Annotated in this window: 20 protein-coding genes and 2 pseudogenes; 16 read left to right on the forward strand and 6 right to left on the reverse strand. The window is 68.1% G+C overall.

Going from position 1 to position 20,601, the window contains the following annotated elements:
- Positions 1–243: 243 nt before the first annotated feature.
- Positions 244–876, reverse strand: a pseudogene (cofC, locus tag ACFQ4H_RS10715) (2-phospho-L-lactate guanylyltransferase); the annotation flags it as partial.
- Positions 877–1,022: 146 nt separating this feature from the next.
- Between cofC and ACFQ4H_RS10720 the strand changes: the two are divergent.
- From ACFQ4H_RS10720 to ACFQ4H_RS10730, 3 genes are read left to right on the forward strand one after another with little or no spacing between them, the layout of a single operon-like run.
- Positions 1,023–1,817 (forward strand): lysophospholipid acyltransferase family protein, encoded by a 795-nt coding sequence (locus tag ACFQ4H_RS10720; protein ID WP_377569701.1) that lies wholly within the window; start codon positions 1,023–1,025, stop codon positions 1,815–1,817.
- On the forward strand, positions 1,814–2,812 hold the full coding sequence (locus ACFQ4H_RS10725) for an NAD(P)H-dependent glycerol-3-phosphate dehydrogenase (RefSeq protein ID WP_377569703.1): 999 nt from the start codon (positions 1,814–1,816) through the stop codon (positions 2,810–2,812). The genes ACFQ4H_RS10720 and ACFQ4H_RS10725 overlap by 4 nt, the downstream gene beginning before the upstream one ends.
- Before the next feature lie 14 nt (positions 2,813–2,826).
- Complete coding sequence (locus ACFQ4H_RS10730; RefSeq protein WP_377569704.1) at positions 2,827–3,954, forward strand: cystathionine gamma-lyase; 1,128 nt, start codon at positions 2,827–2,829, stop codon at positions 3,952–3,954.
- A 148-nt stretch (positions 3,955–4,102) separates the two neighbouring features.
- Here the strand turns inward: ACFQ4H_RS10730 and ACFQ4H_RS10735 are convergent, their stop codons facing one another.
- Positions 4,103–4,849, reverse strand: coding sequence for a phosphotransferase family protein (locus tag ACFQ4H_RS10735; protein ID WP_377569705.1), 747 nt, complete (start codon positions 4,847–4,849; stop codon positions 4,103–4,105).
- 134 nt (positions 4,850–4,983) lie between these two features.
- A complete protein-coding gene (locus tag ACFQ4H_RS10740; protein WP_377569707.1) occupies positions 4,984–6,303 on the reverse strand; it encodes an ABC1 kinase family protein in 1,320 nt (439 codons plus the stop codon).
- Positions 6,304–6,624: 321 nt separating this feature from the next.
- Here ACFQ4H_RS10740 and ACFQ4H_RS10745 point away from each other — a divergent pair, with 321 nt between their 5' ends.
- Positions 6,625–7,383 carry a VOC family protein gene (locus tag ACFQ4H_RS10745; RefSeq protein WP_377569709.1) on the forward strand — a complete coding sequence of 253 codons (759 nt, stop codon included), beginning with the start codon at positions 6,625–6,627 and terminating at the stop codon, positions 7,381–7,383.
- A gap of 68 nt (positions 7,384–7,451) precedes the next feature.
- On the opposite strand, the gene ACFQ4H_RS10750 is transcribed toward ACFQ4H_RS10745, so the two are convergent.
- Entirely contained in the window at positions 7,452–7,805 is a 354-nt protein-coding gene (locus ACFQ4H_RS10750; protein WP_377569711.1) for a VOC family protein, read from the reverse strand.
- A gap of 147 nt (positions 7,806–7,952) precedes the next feature.
- The gene (locus ACFQ4H_RS10755) at positions 7,953–8,408 is read right to left on the reverse strand and encodes a VOC family protein (protein WP_377569713.1); all 456 of its coding nucleotides are present in this window, start codon (positions 8,406–8,408) and stop codon (positions 7,953–7,955) included.
- 198 nt (positions 8,409–8,606) lie between these two features.
- Between ACFQ4H_RS10755 and ACFQ4H_RS10760 the strand changes: the two genes are divergently transcribed.
- From ACFQ4H_RS10760 to ACFQ4H_RS10815, 12 genes are all read left to right on the forward strand, one after another.
- Positions 8,607–9,461 carry an SDR family oxidoreductase gene (locus tag ACFQ4H_RS10760; protein ID WP_377569714.1) on the forward strand — a complete coding sequence of 285 codons (855 nt, stop codon included), beginning with the start codon at positions 8,607–8,609 and terminating at the stop codon, positions 9,459–9,461.
- Between the two features lie 337 nt (positions 9,462–9,798).
- The gene (locus tag ACFQ4H_RS10765) at positions 9,799–10,683 is read left to right on the forward strand and encodes a helix-turn-helix domain-containing protein (protein WP_377569716.1); all 885 of its coding nucleotides are present in this window, start codon (positions 9,799–9,801) and stop codon (positions 10,681–10,683) included.
- 99 nt (positions 10,684–10,782) lie between these two features.
- A complete protein-coding gene (locus ACFQ4H_RS10770; protein WP_377569718.1) occupies positions 10,783–11,244 on the forward strand; it encodes an ester cyclase in 462 nt (153 codons plus the stop codon).
- A 14-nt stretch (positions 11,245–11,258) separates the two neighbouring features.
- Positions 11,259–11,714 carry an ester cyclase gene (locus ACFQ4H_RS10775; RefSeq protein WP_377569720.1) on the forward strand — a complete coding sequence of 152 codons (456 nt, stop codon included), beginning with the start codon at positions 11,259–11,261 and terminating at the stop codon, positions 11,712–11,714.
- 39 nt (positions 11,715–11,753) lie between these two features.
- Positions 11,754–12,251 carry an ester cyclase gene (locus tag ACFQ4H_RS10780; protein WP_377569722.1) on the forward strand — a complete coding sequence of 166 codons (498 nt, stop codon included), beginning with the start codon at positions 11,754–11,756 and terminating at the stop codon, positions 12,249–12,251.
- 98 nt (positions 12,252–12,349) lie between these two features.
- Positions 12,350–12,961 carry a flavoprotein gene (locus tag ACFQ4H_RS10785; protein ID WP_377569723.1) on the forward strand — a complete coding sequence of 204 codons (612 nt, stop codon included), beginning with the start codon at positions 12,350–12,352 and terminating at the stop codon, positions 12,959–12,961.
- Positions 12,958–14,340, forward strand: a complete 1,383-nt coding sequence (locus ACFQ4H_RS10790; protein ID WP_377569725.1) for a cytochrome P450 — start codon at positions 12,958–12,960, stop codon at positions 14,338–14,340. Before ACFQ4H_RS10785 ends, ACFQ4H_RS10790 begins: the two co-directional genes overlap by 4 nt.
- Before the next feature lie 33 nt (positions 14,341–14,373).
- Positions 14,374–15,369 carry an ATP-binding cassette domain-containing protein gene (locus ACFQ4H_RS10795; RefSeq protein ID WP_377569727.1) on the forward strand — a complete coding sequence of 332 codons (996 nt, stop codon included), beginning with the start codon at positions 14,374–14,376 and terminating at the stop codon, positions 15,367–15,369.
- A complete protein-coding gene (locus tag ACFQ4H_RS10800) occupies positions 15,366–16,196 on the forward strand; it encodes an ABC transporter permease (RefSeq protein ID WP_377569728.1) in 831 nt (276 codons plus the stop codon). The genes ACFQ4H_RS10795 and ACFQ4H_RS10800 overlap by 4 nt, the downstream gene beginning before the upstream one ends.
- A 183-nt stretch (positions 16,197–16,379) precedes the next feature.
- The gene (locus tag ACFQ4H_RS10805; protein ID WP_377569730.1) at positions 16,380–17,654 is read left to right on the forward strand and encodes a cytochrome P450; all 1,275 of its coding nucleotides are present in this window, start codon (positions 16,380–16,382) and stop codon (positions 17,652–17,654) included.
- Positions 17,655–17,780: 126 nt separating this feature from the next.
- Positions 17,781–18,446: a hypothetical protein gene (locus ACFQ4H_RS10810; protein ID WP_377569731.1), complete on the forward strand. Its 666-nt coding sequence runs from the start codon at positions 17,781–17,783 to the stop codon at positions 18,444–18,446.
- 337 nt (positions 18,447–18,783) lie between these two features.
- The gene (locus tag ACFQ4H_RS10815) at positions 18,784–19,488 is read left to right on the forward strand and encodes a DUF998 domain-containing protein (RefSeq protein WP_377569733.1); all 705 of its coding nucleotides are present in this window, start codon (positions 18,784–18,786) and stop codon (positions 19,486–19,488) included.
- 38 nt (positions 19,489–19,526) lie between these two features.
- Here the strand turns inward: ACFQ4H_RS10815 and ACFQ4H_RS10820 are convergent.
- Positions 19,527–20,601: pseudogene (locus ACFQ4H_RS10820) on the reverse strand (SARP family transcriptional regulator); the annotation flags it as partial.

A 20,601-nucleotide genomic window follows, 5' to 3' on the forward strand; every position in this document is an offset into this window, starting at 1 on the left:
GATGAATGCGAAACGAAGTCGACGTTGCCGAGGTCAGTGGAACGTCGGCAGGGTGATCCGGGTCATCCGCCCGGCGTCGTCGTGCTCGATGCGTACCCGCTGGCCGAGGCGGAGCAGCCGCAGACCGGAGGCGTCGAACGCGGTCGCCGGAAACTCGACCTCGGTGCCGTCGTCGAGCAGCAGTGTGCCGCAACGGAGCTGCGGGTCGAAGGTCGCCACGGTGCCCTGCATGTCAGCACCGTACACCGGGGGAGAACCGGCGAACAGCGCGCTGGTGTGCCGTCCCAGGCCGAGCGCGGCGACCGCCAGCAGGTCGGCCGGGGTGTCGACGTCCCGCCGTACGGTCGGCCCGATCCCGGTCAACGCCACCGCCCCGGAGGCGGCGTGCGCGGCAGCCGAACCGTCGCCGAACCGGGGATCCAACGGCACCCCGGGCGGCGCGGTGAGCAGGGTCGTGCCCGAGCCCGGCGCGTCCGCGACGAACCGTCGTACCCGGGAGGGGTCGTCGGCGGCGGCCCGCAGCGCAACCGCCAGCTCGGCCGGCAGTAACGCCGGCAGGTCGGCGGTCATCGCGGCCACCCAGCCCCCGCCGGACCGGGCCGCACCCAGCGCGAAAGCCGGGTTGAGGCCGGCTCCGGGAGGGTCGGCCGTCACCCTCGCTCCCAGGGGCCGCAACGCCGCAGCTACCGTACGATCGTCGGTCACCACCAGCACGTCGGCCACCACCGGGCAGGCCACCACCGCGCTGACCGTGTCCAGGGCAAGGGCCAGCGCCAACGACTCGTGCGGCACCCCGGCGAGTGCGCCCCGCAGCCGGCTCTTGGCGATGTCGAGCCGCTTCACCGGCACGACCACGGTCCAGTTCGGCTCGGTCACGGGGCAATCCTGCCAGCCCGGCGAACGGCCCTCACTGGCCGTGCCCGGGGCAAGGAGGCATGATTTCGCTGCGGACGTGAGGCGACGCCCGCGGCGGTCGCCGGCCGGACGGCTGGCGAGGTCAGAGGCAGAACGAGGGGGAATTCGTGGCGCGGCGAAGGCTGGGATTCTGGCGACGGTTAGCCGTGACACTGGTCAAACCACCACTGAACATCTGGACCCGTCGTACCTGGCTCGGAATGGAACATCTCGCCCAGGACACCGGCATCATCATCGTGGCCAACCACCTCTCCCACGCCGACCCGCTGGTCTCCGCGCACTACATCTACGACGCCGGCCGCTGGCCGCAGTACCTCGGTAAGGCCAGCCTCTTCCGGCTGCCGGTGATCGGCAGCCTGCTGTACAAGACCCGGCAGATCCCGGTGGAACGGGGCACCGTCGACGCGGCCCGGTCCCTGGAGACACTGATCGCCGCGGTGCGGGCCGGCGGTACGGTGGTGATCTACCCGGAGGGCACCACCACCCGGGAACCCGAACTATGGCCGATGCGGGGCAAAACCGGCGCGGCCCGGCTGGCCCTGGCCACGAACGCGCCGGTGATCCCGGTCGCAATGTGGGGGCCGGAGAAGATGTTCGACCCGCGCACCAAGAAACTGAACCTGCGACCCCGGATCCCGGTGACCGTCGTCGCCGGACCGCCGGTGGACCTGACGCGCTGGGCCGGTGCCGCCCCCACGAAGACCACCCTCGACGAAATGACAGACGAGATGATGCTCCGGTTGCGGGACATGCTGGCCGAGGTCCGAGGCACCACACCCCCGCCGCTGTGGTCGCCCAACGCGCGCCGCGACACCACCGGCGCCCGGGCCACCACCACCGGAGACCGTCGCGAGGGCGGAGACGCCGGACCCGCCGGAGACACTGCGGGCGGCGCGGCATGAAGGGAACCGCCACCGTCCTCGGCGCAGGATCCTGGGGTACGGCCGTCGCGAAGATACTGGCCGACGCCGGTCGGGACGTACGCCTCTGGGCCCGCCGCCAGACCGTCGCCGACGCCATCAACAGCACCGGCATGAACCCGTACTACCTGCCCGGCCGACGCCTGCCCGACCGCATCACCGCCACCACCGACGCGCCGAAGGCCATCGACGGTGCGGAGATCGTCGTGCTGGCCGTACCGTCGCAGACCCTGCGCGGCAACCTCGCCGAATGGGTGCCCTACCTCGCCCCCGACTCGACGCTCGTCTCGCTGATGAAGGGCATCGAACTCGGCACCCTCAAGCGGATGAGCGAAGTGATCGTGGAGGTCACCGGGGTGGCCGCTGACCGGGTCGCGGTCGTCTCCGGTCCCAACCTGGCCCCCGAGATCGCCGACGAGCAGCCCGCCGCCACCGTCGTCGCCTGCACCGACACCGACCGGGCCACCCTGATCCAGAAGGCGATCAGCACCCCGTACCTGCGGCCGTACACCAACGACGACGTCATCGGTACGGAACTGGGCGGCGCGGTCAAGAACGTCATCGCCCTCGCGTACGGCATGGCCACCGCCATGGGCCTCGGCGACAACACCAAGGCCACCCTGATCACCCGGGGACTGGCCGAGACCTCCCGGCTCGGCGTCGCCCTGGGAGCCGACCCGCTCACCTTCGCCGGCCTCGCCGGCATGGGCGACCTGGTCGCCAGCTGCTCGTCGCCGCTGTCGCGCAACCGCACCTTCGGTGAACACCTCGGTCGGGGCGAAACCCTCGAACAGGCCCAGGCCGCCACCAAACAGACCGCCGAAGGTGTCAAGAGCTGCCTGTCGATCCGCGACCTCGCCCGCCGCAACAACGTCGAGATGCCCATCACCGAACAGGTCGAACTCGTCTGCCACGAAGGCGTCAAGCCGCAGGTGGCGATGGCCGCCCTGATGGCCCGCTCGCCCAAACCCGAATGACCCTGGAGGCAGGAATGGCTGACCGGAGCGACTACGGCGACGGCACCCGCTGCGTACACGCCGGGCTACCCGAACCCGCCCCCGGCCAGCCGTTCCTGCCCGGCCCGGTGTTCGCCGCGCCCTACCACCTCGAACCGGGGCCGGACGTGGCGACGGGCGGCTACGACGGCTACGCCCGATCCGGCAACCCCACGCGGCGCAACCTCGAGACCGCCATCGGCGAACTCGAAGGCGGCGCCTGCCTCACCTTCAGCAGCGGCCAGGCCGCCATCACCGGACTGCTGCTGGCCGTGCTCCGCCCCGGCGACACCGTCATGCTCCCCGCCGACGGCTACTTCAGCGTCCGCAAGTTCGCCGCCACGACCCTGGCCAACATCGGCGTCACCGTGCAGTACGTACCCACCGCCGGCCCCTACCCGGGCTTCGACGGCGTACGGCTGGTCCTGCTCGAAACCCCGGCCAACCCCGGCCTGGACGTCTGCGACATCACCGCCCTGGCCACCCGGGCCCACGCCGCCGGCACCCTCGTCGCCGTCGACAACACCGCCGCCACCCCGCTCGGACAACGCCCCCTCGACCTGGGTGCCGACATCGTCGTCGCCTCCGGCACCAAGGCCCTGACCGGGCACTCCGACCTGCTGCTCGGCTACCTGGCCAGCCGTGACCCGGAACTGCTGGAGACCGTACGCGGCTGGCGGGAGACCACCGGCGCGGTCCCCGGCCCGTTCGACGCCTGGCTGGCCCACCGTTCACTGGCCACCCTGGACCTGCGGCTGGCCCGGCACACAGCCAACGCCGAGGCGGTCGCGCTGGCACTGCGGGCCCGTCCCGACGTGGCCGACGTACGCTGGCCCGGGCTCGCCGACGACCCGTCGTACGCCGTGGCCAGTGTCCAGATGCGCCGCATCCCCGGCATCGTCTCGTTCGACCTCGGCGACGCCGGCCGGGTGGAGCGGTTCCTGAAGGCGTCCCGTCTGGTCTTCGCGGCCACCTCCTTCGGCGGCCTGCACACCACCGCCGACCGCCGCGCCCAGTGGGGCGACGACACCGAGCCCGGATTCGTCCGTCTCTCCTGCGGTGTCGAGGACGCGGCCGACCTGGTTGCCGACATCACTTCGGCGCTGGACTCAGCCGGTCTCTAGCTGTCAGGGGCCCTGAGCGCCAACGACTTCTGACAGGAAGAGGCTTCCGGGCCGCTGGGAACGACGGTGTGTCAGTTCTCGTTGCTGCTGACAGCAGTCGGGCCGCCTGCTGAGGTAGAACGCCCGCGAGACGTGGCTGGTGGCAGCCTCACATCCGGGCCCTCAGCACGTCGACCTCACAGCCTGGCGCGAACGGGTCGAAGCCGTGCTCGATCAGCCAGCGAACTGCCAGCAGGCTTCGCAACGACCACCACGCGTGGATCACGTCGAGGTCGATGTCGATGCCGTAGCCGGCGATGACGTCGTCGAGGTGCTCCTCGTGTCCGAGCGTGAAGGTGGCGAGGTCGTACAGGGCATCACCCTGGCCCGCCTCGGACCAGTCGATGATGCCGGTGACCTCGTCGCCGTCGACGAAGACGTGCGCGATCTGCAGGTCGCCGTGGGTGAACGCCGGAGTCCACGGCCGGAACGCGGCCTCGGCGACCTGGCGGTTGCGGGTGACCAGGTCAGCGGGCAGGACATCGTTCGTCACGAGCAACTCGCACTCGTCGTCGAGTTCCGCCGCCAGCGCCACGATGCTCCGCCCGGCCCGGCCCGGCATGGGCGGCAGGGGCGCTTCGTGCAGCTTCCGGATGGCGGCACCCGCCGCGGCCCACGCCGCCGGCGACCCGGTCGACGGCCCGCCGAGGCGCCCAAGCGTCGTCCCCGGGAGTGCGGCGATCGCGAGCACGGGCGGCTTGCGCCACAGGACCTCCGGGGTCGGGACCGGCGCGAGGGACATCGCCTCGACCTCGACGTCGATGCGCGCCTGATCGGCGTCCACCTTCAAGAACACGTCACCGACGCGTAGCGTCGCGCGCTCGGAATGGGCGACGACGACTTTGACCTCATCCATTGGCGACCAGTATCCCGGGGATGACCGCCGACGTCGCCAGGTTTGTCGCGGCCGATTACCCGGCTACCGCGTCCCGCTACCCGGCGGCCTCGTGCACGACCCGACCTCCGGCCAGGTCAGGCCCACCACTTTCGTCAGGAGTCCCAAGTGGCCAGCTCGTGGTCGGGCAGATCCGGCGCTGCCGCCGTACCGACCTGCTGAAAGTCCACGGCCGGCCACATTCCGCGTACGGTCCCCTCCAGCACGAGCAGCGACATCAGCGGGAAGGCGAAGTCCGAGGCGGCGTAGATGCCGTGCCGCTGTTGCAACTCGAAGACCTCGTTGCCGAAGACGGACATGTCGAAGGTGTTGCCGGGGCCGGCAGTGCGGGACACCAGTTGCACCATCTCGGTGATGAAGGCCTCCCGATTCGTGGCGGATCCCACGGCGACGGCGCTTTCCAACACGATCTCGCCGCAACGTCGGCCGTCGCCAACCGCCAACCGGCCGAAGAACTCGCCGATCAGGTCACGCACGCGGGCAGGTAGTCGGACGCAGTACCCGGCGTCGAGGATCACCACGTGTTCGTCCCGGGTCAGGTAGAGGTTGCCAGGATGCAGGTCGCAGTGCACGAAGCCGTGGACGAACATCATCCGGTGCGCCGCCGTCAGGACGGCGGTTCCCAACCGGGCGCGGACCGGTCCGGGCAGCAGGGCCGGGGTGGCGGCGTCCAGATCCGCGATGAAGTCGAACACCAGGCAGTTGGGGCCCGACAGTTCGCGGTACAGCATCGGGGTGAGCACGTCGGGCATCCCCGAGATGCTGTCACGCAACAGGTCCAGGTTGTCGGCTTCCCGGCCGAAGTCGAGCTGCCCCAGGATGGCGGCGTTCAGGTAGCCCACCAGATCCGCCATCGGCATTCCGCGCATCTTCGGCATCCGTTCGGCGATGCGGACGAGCCGCTGAAGCAGCGCAAGGTCGGTCCGGATCCGCCGGTCGACATCGGGACGTTTGAGCTTGAGCGCCACCACCCGACCATCGGCGAGCCGCGCCCGGTAGACACAGGCGATGCTGCCACTACCCACCGGGGTCTGGTCGACATGCTGGAGAGCCAGTTTCGGACACAGGGCCTGCGCATCGGCGAGCGCACGACCAGCCTCAGCCCACGACATCGGGGTCACCCGGTCGTGCAGGCGGCCCATCTGTTCGCACAGCTCCGCAGGCATGGTGTCTCGGCGGGTGCTGGCGATCTGTCCGAACTTGACGAAGGTGGGACCGAGGGTCTGAAGCAGGCGGACCAGCCCTCGATAGAGCCGTTCCCGGCTCTGGGAGCGCCCCTTGACCATCCGTACCATCAACGTCGTTGGCAGGGTACGGACCAGCTCGACTCCGATCAACGCGATGATCACAACAAGTCGAAGCGCCGCCCTCGGACCCGACACCGTCGAACCCTTGAAATCCAGCTCGGATCGCACCGCAGCCTCCTCGATTAGCGGCGGTCGGGTTGCCTGGAACCCTGGGACAACCGGATCCTTTCGCGGCTCCGCGTCGGGTTCTTCTCCTGGCTTGCGTTGTCGGCCCGGTCGGGCAACGCCGCAACCCAGGAGAATTCGTTGCCGTTGCCGTTGCCGTTGCCTGGCTGCCCGGTCGTACCCCGCATCGTCGTGCGGGCCGGGCGTCGTATCGGCAATGCCAGCGGACACGAGTGCCGAGATTGCGTTGAAAACAGATCTAACCCGTCATACTGGCCATGGGTCTGCTGGGGAGGCGCGGCGCGCGCCGGCGCGGAGGTGGTTATGAGCGATGTAAAGGGCGACTACTCCCCAGGCGCGCCGTGCTGGTTCGACATGACGGTGCCCAGTAGGGAAACGGCGATGGGCTTCTACGGCTCGGTGCTGGACTGGACCTTCGACGGGGACTTCTACACCCTGTGCCAGGTACGCGGTAAGCCAGTCGCGGGGATCGCCGAGCCCGCACCGGACGCGGCAGCACCCGAGCAGTCCAACTGGACGGTCTATCTCGCCACGGACGACTGCGCGGCGGCACTGCGGCGGGTCACCGAGGCTGGCGGTCGCGTGGTGAAGGAACCACAGGACGCAATGGTCGGCTGGATGGCGATCGGGCAGGACACCACCGGCGGCATCTTCGCCCTGTGGCAGGGCCGCGAACTCAGCGGGTCACAGGTGGTCGACGAGCATGGTGCACCCTGTTGGAGCGAGGTGACCACCGCCGATCTGCCCGCCACCGTGCGTTTCTACCAGCAGATCTTCGACTACCAGGCGCAACCCCGGGAAGACCTGCCATATACCGTGCTCAGCTCCGACGGAGAGCCGGTGGCGGGCGTGTTCGCCGGGGCGGAGCAGCGTACCCACGAAGGACACGGTGCCTGGCTGGCGTACTTCCGGGTGGCTGATGTGGAGACTGCTGCAAGCCGGGCAGCCGAGCACGGCGGGCGCGTGCTTTCGCAGCCTGAGGAATCGGAATTCGGTCGTACCGCAATCCTGGCGGATCCCTTCGGGGCTCCCTTCGCGGTCATCGAGGCACCCGTCCGTTGACCACCTGCGGTTGAACATGACGGATGGGGCAGCGCGCGCCGTAACGTGGCGCGCGCTGCCCCATCCGGTCAGCCGACCTGGAGCAGCGAGAACTGGTTCTTGTCGTCGTCGGCGAATACCGCGCTGAAGCCGAACGGCAGGCGCATGGGCTCCTGGACGAACGCGACACCCCGACCGGACAGTTCCTCGTAGGTGGCGGCGAGGTCCTCGGTGAGGAACTGTAGACCGGTGAACTCGCGCATCAGATCCTCTTGATACATCGGATTGTCATGCGGGAAGAGGACGATGGTCGTGGTCGATCCGGCAGGCGCTACCTCCACCCACCGGATCGGGCCGAAGCGCTGGTCCCGCCGTAGCTCGAATCCGAGCTTGTTGGTGTAGAAGTCGACGGCTCTGTCCTGGTCAGTGACGAAGATGGTCACGCTCCCGAGTTTGCCGATCACCGTTGCCTCCCGGCGTGTCGTGGTATGGCCAGATCTCGCTCAGGACCACGATATTCCAGGTGGGGGCGCTGATTTTTCTTCTGCCTTGCGGCATCACTGGTCCAGGTCAACGGGCTGGTCGGCAGGCTATTCGACGGGCTGGAACACGAAGAACTGGTTGCCGTCCTGGTCGAGGAAGGCGGCGAACCACTTGCCGTAGGGCTGGAGTTCCGGCTCGTTCGTGAACTTGACCCCACGCTCGCTGTAGGTCCGGTGCATCGCATGGATGTCGTTGGTCTCGAATGCAATGTCGGTATAGATACCAATCTTGGCTTCGTCGCCAACGGGAAAGTCCTTCGACGCCAGGCTGATCGTCGTTTGGGCGCCGGGCGGAGCTACCTCGATCCACTTCATCCCCGGCCCCTCCCGCAGTGACCGGACTTCGAACCCGAGCTTCTCCGTATAGAAGGCGAGCGCTGCATCCTGGTCGCTTACGTATACGCCTACCTGCGAGATGTGAGAAATCATGGCTACCTCCCCGCCGCGGGCAGCGGCAACTGACTGGAGTCCGGTCAACGGCATGAGCAGGATCAGAATAGCCACGTACCCAGTTCGAAGGCAGACCGTAGGGAGCCGCGTACGGACAACACAGCAATCTAAGGAAAGAATCCGTGCGATCCGCTGGGTACGCTGCCTGGGCGGGGTCAACCCAGCATCATCATGAACGAGTCACGGGACCGTGGTCGTTGTGATCGGCGCGGTCCGTCTGGCTTTTTGGCGACGCCAACCACGGAGGTTCCCATGATCTTGGTAACCGGCGCGACTGGACCGGTCGGTAGCCAGGTTGTCACGCAACTGGTCGAGGCGAAGGCCGACGTGCGAGCGCTGACCCGAGATCCGAAGGCTGCGCGCTTCGCGCCCCAGGTAGAGGTGGTCCAGGGCGATCTGGGCAGCCCGGAGAGCCTCCGCAAGGCGCTTGACGGTGTGGAGCGCCTGTTCGCGTTGATGCCCACCTTCGGCAAGCCGGAAGGGCGCACCTACGACCAGAACCTGGCCCGGGCCGCGAGTGACGCCGGTGTCCGACAGATCGTTCGGCTGTCCGTACTGGCCGCAGAGGCTGCCCAGGCCGACGACCCGCACACCGCGTACCACCTCAACGGTGAGCGGGAGGTACGGGAATGCGGGGTGCCATGGACCTTCCTCCGTCCGGGACAGTTCATGACCAACGCACTGTCGTGGGCCGAGAGCATCAAGTCGGAGGGCTTCGTGCGAGAGCCCTACGCCCACATCAAGCAGGCACCGATCGACCCCGCCGACATCGCCGCGTGCGCGGTTAGCGTGCTCACCTCCGATGGCCACGACGGACAGGCGTACCCGCTGTCCGGGCCTGAGGCGTTGAGCATCGAAGAGCAGGTCGCGCGGGTGGCCGAGGTACTGGGCAGCGAGATCCGGGTCATCAACGTCCCACCGGACGTGGCACGGGCGGAGTGGCTCGATCAGGGCTACCCCGAGATGATGGTCGACGGCATCCTGAAGCACATGGGTGACGAGAACGGCATCCATGGCAAGGTCTTCCCCGGAGTGGAGCAGCTGACGGGCCGTCCGGCCGTCACCTTCCGCGAATGGGCCAGCAGCAACGTCGACGCGTTCCGCTGAACGGCTTCGGCGGCCGGTCCCGGCCCCGGGGCCGGCCGCCGTTCGGGGTGCGCCGGTTCGTCCGCCGGGCAGTTTCTCCTCTGCGGGTGCGCTGCCAGCGCTATATCCTGGCACCATCAGCACGCCGGGGCGGTACCACACGGGACAGTCACGCCGACCACTTGGAGAGGTGGCCGGCGGCTCACTCGGTCCGCCCATGACTGCATTCCGCGCCGGGCGTCCATCAGCGAACTGGTCCACGACGGACTTTCCGGCAGGCCCCGGCCACGCGGACGCCCAAGACGCACAGGGCGAAGGCGCCAGCGATCGTACGCGCTGCGGATCCGGTTGTAGCTCCGTGGACAGGTGTGAGGCTGCCCGGGCCTGCCTCGCTGACCCCGCCATCGCGACCCGGGTCGACGCAGTCAGCCGCGCTGTCGTACGGATGCGGCAGAACCTGGCTGATCCCCACTGTCTGAGGGACCATGCCCATGCCGGGCTGCTCAGTCCGTTCCATTTTCACCGGGTGTTCCGGATGGTCACCGCCGCCACCCCCGCACGCTTCCTTGCCGCCCTGCGGATGGCGGAGGCGCAGCGGCTGCTGGTCCGGTCGCGGTTGCGGGTGACCGACATTGCGCTCCGCGTCGGCTACTCCAGCCTCAGTAGCTTCACGGCGCAGTTCACCCGCCTGGTTGGCTTCAGCCCACGCCGGTTCCGGATCCTGGTTGCCCGGGCTGGTGACCTGCCGGTCGGGGTGGCAGCCCGGTCGCTGGAGGGACAGGGCCGTCCCGAGTGGCCGGTGCTCACCACCGTCGTGCGGGACGTGGCGAACGAGGCGCTGTTCACCGGCCTGTTTCCCTACGGCATTCCGCAGGGCCGACCCGCCTCCGGGGCTGTCACTACTGGTGACGAGAAGCTCTATCTGCCCCTACCCAGCCCCGGCTACTACCAGCTGCTCTCGGTGAGTTTCGCCCCGGACCGCTCGATTGCGGACACACTCGCTGACACGCAGGGCAGCTACCGTCGGGTGGCGGCGTTGCCGGGCCCGGTGCGAATCTGCAACGAGCCGCCGGCGGCGCCATGTCATCTCTGGTTGCGTCAGCCGCAGCTTACCGACCCGCCGATCGTCGTCGCGTTGCCGCTGCTCGGCGTGGAGTCGGCCCTCGAAGCGATCAACGAATCGGGGATGGCAGCCGCTCGGTCGGCAAGCCAGGAGAAGCCTCCGAAGGATTCGTCTCACTAGACTGGCAAGCGCGGAGAGATCTCCAGGCGTGAATGCAATGGCCATTTAACTCCGCTGACAGCGCATGCCCGGAAAATAGATGACATCCTGGAGGCTGGGATGACCGATCTGTCGATGAGCGTCGCCGAAAAGAACAAACAACTCGTTCTGGATTTTCAGCGAGAATGCATGCATCAGCAGAACTGGCAGGCGATCGACAAGTACCTCGACAAGGACCTGGTCGTGCATCTGCCGGCCGGGGAGGTTCCGGCAGGTCGGGACAGCGCCTTCTCCTGGTTCATCGAATGCACTACGTGGTTCACCAGCCACGGCATCGAAGTCAAGATGATGGTTGCCGACGAGGATACCGTCTTTCAGCTGATCGAGCTGCACTTCGAGCACACCGGAGAGTATCTGGGGATTCCGCCGACCGGAAAACGCTTCTCCATCCCCGGCCTCGCCGCCTTCAAGATCAGGAATGGGCTGATCAGCGAACACTGGGGGCTGTACGAGATGGCTGGGATTCCAGGGCTGGTGAACGACTCCGAGCAGCGTGTCGATTCCGATGGCTCGAACGGGTAGATGGAGGACGGGTCATGTCGGAAACTGGCAAAGAGCCGATTGACGAAACCGAGCGGACCAAGGCGGTGGCCCGCGCCTTCTTCGAGGCGTGCAACACGCACGACCTGGCTCGCATAATGGATTTCTTCCACCCTGACATCGTGCATCACGCCAGACTCTCGGATTATCCGAAGGATGGAATAGCATTCGTTTACAAAATGACACTGCAGGCGTTCCCGGATTTGCGGTGGAACGTGCTGGAAGTCATTGCGGAGAAGGATCGGGTGGCATCCCTCATCCGCTACGAGGGCACCCACAAGGGTGCCTATCTGCATTGCTCGGACAGCGGTAGGCGGGTCAGCTTCCTGTCCATCAACATTGCCCGCGTGGTGGACGGAAAGTTCATCGAACATCGTGGCGTTCTCGACGAGCTGCACCTGCTGACCCAGATCGGCGCGTTGCCCGATCCCATTCTCGCGCAGATGTCCTGACCGAGGCTGCGCCGCAGCCAGAGAGAAAGGTGTACCAAGGTGTCTGCAGAACTACTGGTCAAAGACTCACCCACGATGACCACACAGAGCAAAGTGGCGGACGTGACAGAGCCGGTACGCGCCTTCATCGACGCGGTCAACGCTGGTGATCTGGGGGCGGCCACCGACCAACTGGCCGACGACGCCACGCATCACGGGCAGATCGCCAGCTACCGGCCCGAGGGCGTACGGGTGTTGTTCAACCTGCTACGGACCGTGCTGCCCGACATGCGGATGGAGATTCGGGACATCCGGGTCGAGGGCGACCGGGTCATCTCCCGGGTGGTCGGCACCGGCACCCACACCGGCGCGTTCCTGGGCCAACCGCCGTCCAACCGTCCCATCGTCTGGCAGATGGTCGACATCGCCACGGTGCGCCGGCAGCCCAGGGCCGACGGGACACCGGGCCGCCCGGTGATTACCGAGCGTTACTGGGACGTCTTCGCCGACCCGTACGCCTGGCAGGAGATCGGGGTCATCCCCGCGATCATGTGCTGATCCGGACCGTGCTGGACCAGGGGCCGCCTGGCCCCTGGTCGCTCTCTGCCCCCGGCGATCGGCACAACGCTGTTGTTCGCCCTCGATAGGAGGCGTCCATGGAGCAGACAGAGAAACAGGAGACCGCGGCCCGCCCCCTGCTGTGCGACCGCCTGCTGCTGGGCATAACCGGCTCGCCTGCCGCACTGTCGATGCCGCAGACGGTACTGATGATGCGACAGAGCCTGGTCGGCGAGGTACGGGTGATGATGTCGGCCGCCGCCTGTCGCCTGCTGCGGCCGTACACGATGCGCCTCTTCACCGGCGACTGGGTCTACACCGACACGCACCGTCCCCACGGCAGGAACCTGATTCCCCACCTGGACCTCACCGCGGACATCGATCTGTTCCTGGTCATGCCCGCGACCGCGAACATCGTGGCCAAGGCGGCTCACGGCATCTGCGACGATCTCATCTCCACCGCGATCGTGGCGAGCCCCGCGCCGGTCGTGCTCGTACCGGCGATGAACGAGACGATGTGGCGCAGCCGGGCGGTCCAGCGGAACGTGGAACTCGCCACCGACCTGGGCTACACCGTCATCGCCCCCGGCATCGGCATCCAGTTGACCGATCTCCGGGCTGCCCGCGGGGTCATGCCGCCGCTCGAACACATTCTCGACCAGCTCATCTCCACCGTCGCCGCCAGGAAACGGGAGGGATCGACCGTATGACCGCCGCACCCCGAGACGTCGACATCCTGCCCACCCCGCCGATGCTGCCCGGCCTGTCGCAGACGAGCAGCATGCTGGAATGGCAGCAGGATCATGCTGGCTTCTTCCAACGCGCATACGAGCAACTCGGTCCGGTCTTCGGCGTCCAACTCGGTCCCCAGCAGGGGACAGTGCTCGTCGGCCCGCGCTATCACGAGTTCTTCTTCAAGGAAGTCGACAACCGGCTGTCCGTGCCGGAACAGTACCGATTCGTGGTGCCGATGTTCGGTGAGGTCGCGCTGGCGGCCACCGACACCGCAACCCGCCGCCGGCACGTCGCGCTGATGCAGTCGGCATTCCAGGGCCGTCGCCTGTCCCGCTACACGGAACAGGCAGCCGACGAGACCGAGCAGTGGTTGGACAGCCTGGGGGCGAACGGTCGGTTCGACCTGTGGAACGCCCTGGAGGGACTGGCCATGCGCATCGCCGCCAGCACGCTGCTGGGGCCGGAGGTGCGGGCGCGTATCGACGACTTCCGTCCGCTCCTGGCCGACCTGGCGCGCGGCATGGACTTCGTCCTGCCGCCGGACCTGCCACTACCCAAGTTCGTCCGGCGTGACCGAGCCCGCCGACTGCTGACCGAGATGATCCAACCGGTGTTGGCCGAACGCCGCCGTCGGTCGGACACCTCCCCGGACTTTCTGCAAACCCTCATCGACGACCCGGGGGTCGGTGACGAGGGGGACGACGTCCTGGTCGGCATGGCCCTGATGACGATCTTCACCGGCTACATCACCACCTGCGCCCAACTCGCCTGGGCCCTCGTCCTGCTGCTGCAACACCCGGCATACCTGGAATCGGTGATCGCGGAGGTGGACGCCGCCCGAACGCCTGCCGCGCCCGGGTCGCCGCCCGCCAGCACGAGACCCGCCGTCGGCGGTGACCGGGTGCCGCCGGATGCGCGGCTGCCACGGCTCGAATGGGCGCTCAAGGAAGCGATCCGCCTGCGGCCGGTGATGAGCCACTATGCACGGTACAACCGAACGGACATCGAACTGGACGGCTACCGCCTGCCGGCCGGCTGGCTGACCATGCTCTGTCCGTCGGTGGCGCACCGGCTGCCGGAGTTGTTCACCGACCCGGATCGCTACGACCCGGAGCGGTTCTCCCCGGGCCGGGCCGAGGACCGACGCCATCCGTACGCGTTGATAGGTTTCAGCGGCGGCTTCTACCGCTGTCCCGGGTCGGCATTCGGCATGAACGAGATGCGAGTGGTCATTGCCTCGTTACTCGCGCGCTTCGACCTCGTTGCTCCAGCGGTCGAACCACTCCCAAGTTTCGACATGGGGGTGACCCGGCCGACATCGCCGTGCATCATTGAATATCGCACCCGGAACTGAGTCGCACGTACCAATCACCGGAGGAACAGGCCATTGCCGGACATCATCGTCGTCGAAGGGCTGCGCAAACGTTTTGGTGACGTCACCTCCCTCGATGGGGTGGACCTACGAGCTGCGCCCGGCACGGTGCTGGGCCTGCTCGGTCCGAATGGTGCCGGCAAGACGACCCTGGTCCGCATCCTCGCCACCCTGCTGTCACCGGACGCCGGGCGGGTTCTCGTCGGTGGACACGACGTGGTGGCCGCGCCAGAGCAGGTACGCCACATCATCGGCCTGAGCGGGCAGTTCACCGCGCTCGACGACCAGCTCACCGGCGCGGAGAACCTACTGCTCTTCGGCCGGTTGTTCCGCCTCGGTCGGCGTGAGACGCGGCGTCGGGCAGCCGATCTGATCGATCGACTCGAACTGGGCGAGGTCGCCGGCCGGGCCGTCAGGACCTACTCCGGCGGCATGCGTCGCCGGTTCGACATTGCGATCGGGCTGATCGGAGGCCCCGCCGTACTCTTCCTCGACGAGCCGACGACGGGGTTGGACGTACGGTCCCGACAGGGCGTCTGGGAAATCGTCCGAGACCTGGTGTCGGAGGGGACGACCGTCCTGCTCACCACGCACTACCTGGAGGAGGCGGACCAACTCGCCGACACGGTCGTCGTCCTCGACCGGGGGCGGGTCGTGGCATGCGGCGTTCCGGCAGAACTGAAGGCGGGCCTGGACGCACACACGGTCGAGGTCAGAGTCTCGGATCCGGCCTGGCTGCGGACGGCAACCGAGGTCGCCGGTCCCTACGGCAGCGGTCAACGCCTCCCGAATCGCGACGACGACGAGATGACGATGCTGCTGCGACTACCCGCCGGTGACACCACACTCGTGCCACGCCTGCTGGCCGACCTGTACGCCGCCGGCGTACCAGTCGAACACCTGGTCATCCGTCAGCCCAGCCTTGACGACCTCGTGCTGTCACTGACCGGTGGGGGAGCCACCCCGACGGGCCACCAGTCCGTACGGCCACTGACCGAGGAGGTGCGGTGAGCGAGGCTACGGCCACGTTCGGCCGGACGCGGGCAACCGTCTGGCGACGCGCCGGGTACTGGCTGACCGACGCGGCGCTGCTGGCCGGCAGAGGCGTACGACAGATGCTCCGCAGTCCCGGCACCCTCTTTGCGACGACCGGCCTGCCGGTGATCTTCTTTGTCTTCTTCGCCTACGTCCTCGGATCGGGAATGAGTTCCCCCGGCCAGCCGTACGTGCAGTTCCTCTTCCCCGGCCTGCTGGTGGCGACAGTCACCTTCAGCACGATCCCGGCCGTCATCACCGGTCTGCACGACGACCTGAACAACGGCATCATCGACCGTATCCGGTCGACGCCGGCCAGCGTCTCGGCGGTGCTCCTCGGACGGGCCCTCGCGGACAACCTGCGCAACGTCCTGGGCAGCAGCGTCCTGCTGGGGCTGGCCCTGTTGGCCGGCGTCAGGTTCTCCGGCGGGTTCCCGGAGGCGCTGGCCGCCATGGCGCTGCTCCTGCTCTACGGCTTCGCGGTGATCGCGTTCGCCGGCTACCTGACCACGGCGATGCGCAACGTGGAGGCGGCGCAGATGATCGGCACCGCCGTCGCTGGTCCACTCGGCTTCGTCAGTTCGCTCTACGCCGATCCCGCCCGGATGCCGGTGTGGCTGCGCGTGTTCGCCGAGCAGAACCCCGCCTCGCACACCGGCGACGCGCTGCGGGCGTGGATGGGCGGCACGTCAGCCGGCTCGTCGCTGTGGTACGCAGTTGCCTGGCTGGTCGGGGCGACCCTCCTCTTCGGGTGGCTGGCCAATCGACGGGTCGCTCTCGCTTCGACGCCGGGGCAACGATGACACCGGGGCAACGATGACAGTAGTTGAGCAACCAATAAGAAAGAGCACTGTCAATCAATAGGTAACGTCGGTTGCGGATCCGACCCCCGATACGCCCAAGAAAGGGACAACCGGTCCGAGAGGCACCGCCAGGCGTGGCGCCTGGGAGGGTTTGCGGGTCCTGTCGAGCCAGGGAGGCAGCAGATGACGACCGCAGCCGATATGACCTACGACCCTTTCGATCCCGAGCTGATCCAGGACCCCCACCCCTTCTATCACCGCATCCGGCAACTGGCGCCGGTCTTCCCCAGTTCCATGTCCTCCGACATGTGGATGGTCAGCGACGAAGCCGCCAAGGTCTATGTCGTCACCCGGTACGACGACCTGGCGTACGTGCTGGAGCACCCGGAACTCTTTCCATCCGGTAACAAGACCGGCCCGGAGGACCCGCCGGAGGTCACCGAGGAACTCGCCCGGGGCATCCCCAAGGCAAAGACGCTGTACGACTCCGACCAGCCGGGCCACACCCGGCTACGTACCCTGATGCAGGGGGCATGGTCCTCGCAGCGCGTCGAACAGTTCGCGCCGCGCATCCGCGACTGGGCGGGCAAGGCGATCGACGGGTTCGCCGGAACAGGCTCGGCCGAGCTGTTCGCCGAGTACGCCGATGTGGTGATGGACCACGCGATCCTGGACTTCCTCGGCATACCCAGCGAGGACCACGAGCAGGTACACGCCTGGGACAAGCTGTGGGTGAAGGTCTTCATCCCGGGCCACCCCCCGGAGGACCAGCGAGCGGCTGCCAGGGAAATCGTCGAATATCAGCGCTACCTGGAGCGACTGTTCAACGATCGGCGCGAAAACCCGCGCGACGACGTGGCCAGCGCGTTGGTGCACGCGACCACGGACGACGGCGACCGGCTCACCATGGCCGAGCTGGTGTGGGGCCTGATGGAGATGTACGGCGCCGGCTACGGCAACACCGCCGAGGGCCTGGCGAACATGCTCTTCCTGCTGCTGCACGAACCGCAGCGGTGGGAGGAACTTCTACAGCAGCGGGAGCTGCTGGCCGACGCAGTCGAGGAGGGACTGCGTATGGAGGGGCCGGTGCAGTGGCTGTCCCGCGAAGCAGCCCAGGACACCGAACTCGGCGGGGTCACCATCCCCAAGGGGTCCACGGTGATGGTGCTCTACTCGGCGGCCAATCGCGACCCCGAAGCGTTCCCGGAGCCGGACGAGTTCTGCCCGGCCCGCCGGGGAGCCACCCGTACCGGTGCCAAGCACGTGGCGCACGGTCGGGGAATCCACTACTGCGTGGGTGCCGGTTGGTCACGAGTAGCCATCCGCGCTGGCGTGGAAGCCCTCATGGATCGGTTGCCGGACGTACGCCTGCGGGCAGACTTCACACCGGAGTTCCACCTGCCGGAGCCGATGGTGCGCTGCGTCAAGGCCCTGCCGGCCGTGTGGCAGCCTTCCTGATCCGTAGCGTCGAAGGCCCGGTCGAGGGGGGCGGCCGGGCACCGACCCGGATCAGGGTGGCTCTCAGGGGAGTTTCCGGGTCGGTTCCCCGATGTGTGACCCGACGTGTCACGGCACGCTGCGGCAATGGCGAAGCGAAGCGGACAGTGGGCACGGCAGCTGCTGGTGTGGTTCCACGTGGTCACCTCGGTGGGCTGGATGAGCCTGGCCCTGACGCTGTGTGCGCTGATGCTCTGGGACGAGCCGGCCGCCTACGACGCGGCACTGATGCTGGACAAGGAACTGCTGCAACACCTGGGCACCTCGTCGGCTTTCTCCGGGCTGATGCTGGCCGCGCTCACCTCGTTCGGCTACTTCCGGTACTGGTGGGTGTTCGTAAAGCTCGCCATCACACTGATCCAGCTCAACCTCGGCATCTTCCTGCTCAGCCCGAACCTCGACACGGCGACACCGGGCAAATCGGGTGCGTTGGCCATCGGCTCGGCGCTGATGGCATCGGCGATCGCGTTCCAGGCCTGGCTCTCGGTCGCGAAACCGTGGCGGCAGACCCCGTGGACCGACCCACGGGCCAAACCCCGGCAGTTTCCGACCTGGCTGTACCTGGCCGGCATCGCGGTGCCTGTCTTCGACTACACGTTCTGGCCGTTCGTCTTCGGAGCACCGGCACCGATCGCCTCGCTGCTGATCGCGATCGGCTTCCCGTTCTGGCGTCGGGCCAGGTTGCGTCAGGGCCGTGAGACACCCGGCCGCCGGGCCGCGCAGGACAACCAAACCAGCGTACGGGCCGGCTGACCCATCCGCCGCGCCGCTGTTCGGCAGGCAACCGCACCGGTCCACGCGGCCGTGACGACCGGCCGACGACGCCGAGGCCCAGGTGTCGAGTTGGCAGCGGACAATACGACGGTGAGCGACTCGACGACGAACGAATCCGGGAGCGGTTGGTTCTCCGTACGATGCGTGTTCCGCTTCGCGGGCGAGCCGCGACCCACGGCTGACAGTCGTCGAACAACTTCCAGTGGTCCCTGCCCTGATCGGGGGTTGCCCTGAGTGGATTCCGGGTTCGCGAACCCGGGACCTGTCCGGGACGATGCCGGAGTACGGATTTCCGCTGGCCGCCCAGGCTAAGAGCATGGTCCCGCAACACCAACAGCCCCTCCGCGATCCGCGATTTCTCGCCCTGCTCACCGTCGGGGGAGTCGTCCTGGCCGCCGTCCTGACCGTGGTCGCCCACCTCGAACCGGATCCCGGAATGAGCCCGTTGTCGCTGACGATCTCCGACTACGCGGTCTCCAACCGGGGCGGCCCGATGGACGTCGCCATGTTCGTCCTCGGGGCGGCCTCCCTCGCGCTGCCACTCGGCCTCCGCGCCGCTCGCGTACCGGTCGGCAGGCTGCCGGTGCTTCTGCTGGTGGTCTGGGGAATCGGCCTGCTGCTGTCGGCGATCGTGCCCACCGACCCGATCGGCGTGGCGATGACCACCGATGGATACATCCACCGGTACGCCTCGGTCACCGCCTTCGTCTGCCTACCGGTCGCCGCCCTGCTGGTGGTACGGCGGCTGACCGCCGACCGACGCTGGCAGGCCAGCTTCCGACCGATACGGACGCTGGCGCTGGCCAGTGTCCTGGGACTTGCCGGGCTCTACTACTCGGCCTTTCCCGGCGAACGGGTCCTGATGGGACTTGTCGAACGCGTCCTGGTCGCCGTCGAGGTGGCACTGCTGGCCGTCATCGCCGTACGGCTCTACCGAGTGGCCGGTCATCACGAGCCGCCGGGCGTCCGGGTGGGCCGTCCCAGCCTGTCCACGGAACAGCGCTCGCCCGTACGGTTGTGAGCGTCTGCGGGCGTGATTCCTTCGGGCGCGGTCGATTTTTAGGACCCGGGCGCGGCCGGGATATCAGCGAGGACCGCAGCCACGGGCCCGAGGCTGATCAGCCCGCTCGCCGCTCCCGCCAACTCGCCCGACGCCGGTAGCAGCGCCGCCCGTACCCGTTGTAGTGCGCTGTGGTCCGACAGCGCCAGGGCAGCCCGGGCGAGGAGGGTCCACAGGGCCTCGGTGAGAAGGTCGTGCGGAGGATCGGGCAGCAGGCGCAGGGCCTCGGCGGCCTCCGTACGCCGACCCGCCGCCAGCAGCAGGACCGGCCGCACCCACGGCGCGTACGGCCCGAAGACATCCGCCCCTTCCGGCTCGGGCGGGTGGCCGTGACGCAGCCGCAGACACAGCAGAGCCAACGGCAGCAGACCACTGCTCAGGCCCGGCATGCCCGCAGAGTCCAGGGGCACGGCTGCGGCACGGTAGGCCGCCTCCTTGTCGGCGAGGGAGGCGTTCGGGTCCTCGGCGAGGCGGAGCGCGCGGTACCAGGCGGTGAACACGAGCGCCAACGGCAGATCGTGACGTTCGGCCAGCCGGTGCAGGTGTGCGTCGTACCGGTCGGCGCTCGTGAAGTCGGCGACGGCGCTGGCGGACTGGAGCCGGATGAGGTAGCCCAGCACCTCGTACGTCGGCAGCCCGTGCCGCCCGGACAGCGCGACGATCTCCGCGCCGATCAGATCCCGCCGCCCCGCCAGCCCGGTCCGCTCGAAGGACTGCATGTACACCCCGTTGAGGGCGAAGGCCAACAGCGCCGGATCGTCCAGGCCACGCGCGATCCGCTCGGCTTCCGCCGCTGCGGCGCGGGCGCGTGGCGAGGCGTCGCCGCGTGACTCCAGTGCAATCGTGGCCAGCAGCCGGGCCCGCGTACCCGGCGGTGTGTCGGATGGGAGCCGGGCCAGCGTACGCTCGGCCGCCGCGACCACCCGGGCCGCCTGTCCGGGGTCGTCGGAGCGGGTCCAGTTCGCCGGGACGTCGTAGGCACCGATGACCCGCGCGGTGAGGCCGGCGTCACCGAGTTCCTCGGCCGCCTCGACGGCGGCGGCCCGGTGCTCGCGGGCCGAGACGAGACCGGCG

This window comes from Micromonospora sonneratiae (assembly GCF_042679305.1).
In the GTDB taxonomy this organism is placed as follows: domain Bacteria; phylum Actinomycetota; class Actinomycetes; order Mycobacteriales; family Micromonosporaceae; genus Micromonospora_H; species Micromonospora_H sonneratiae.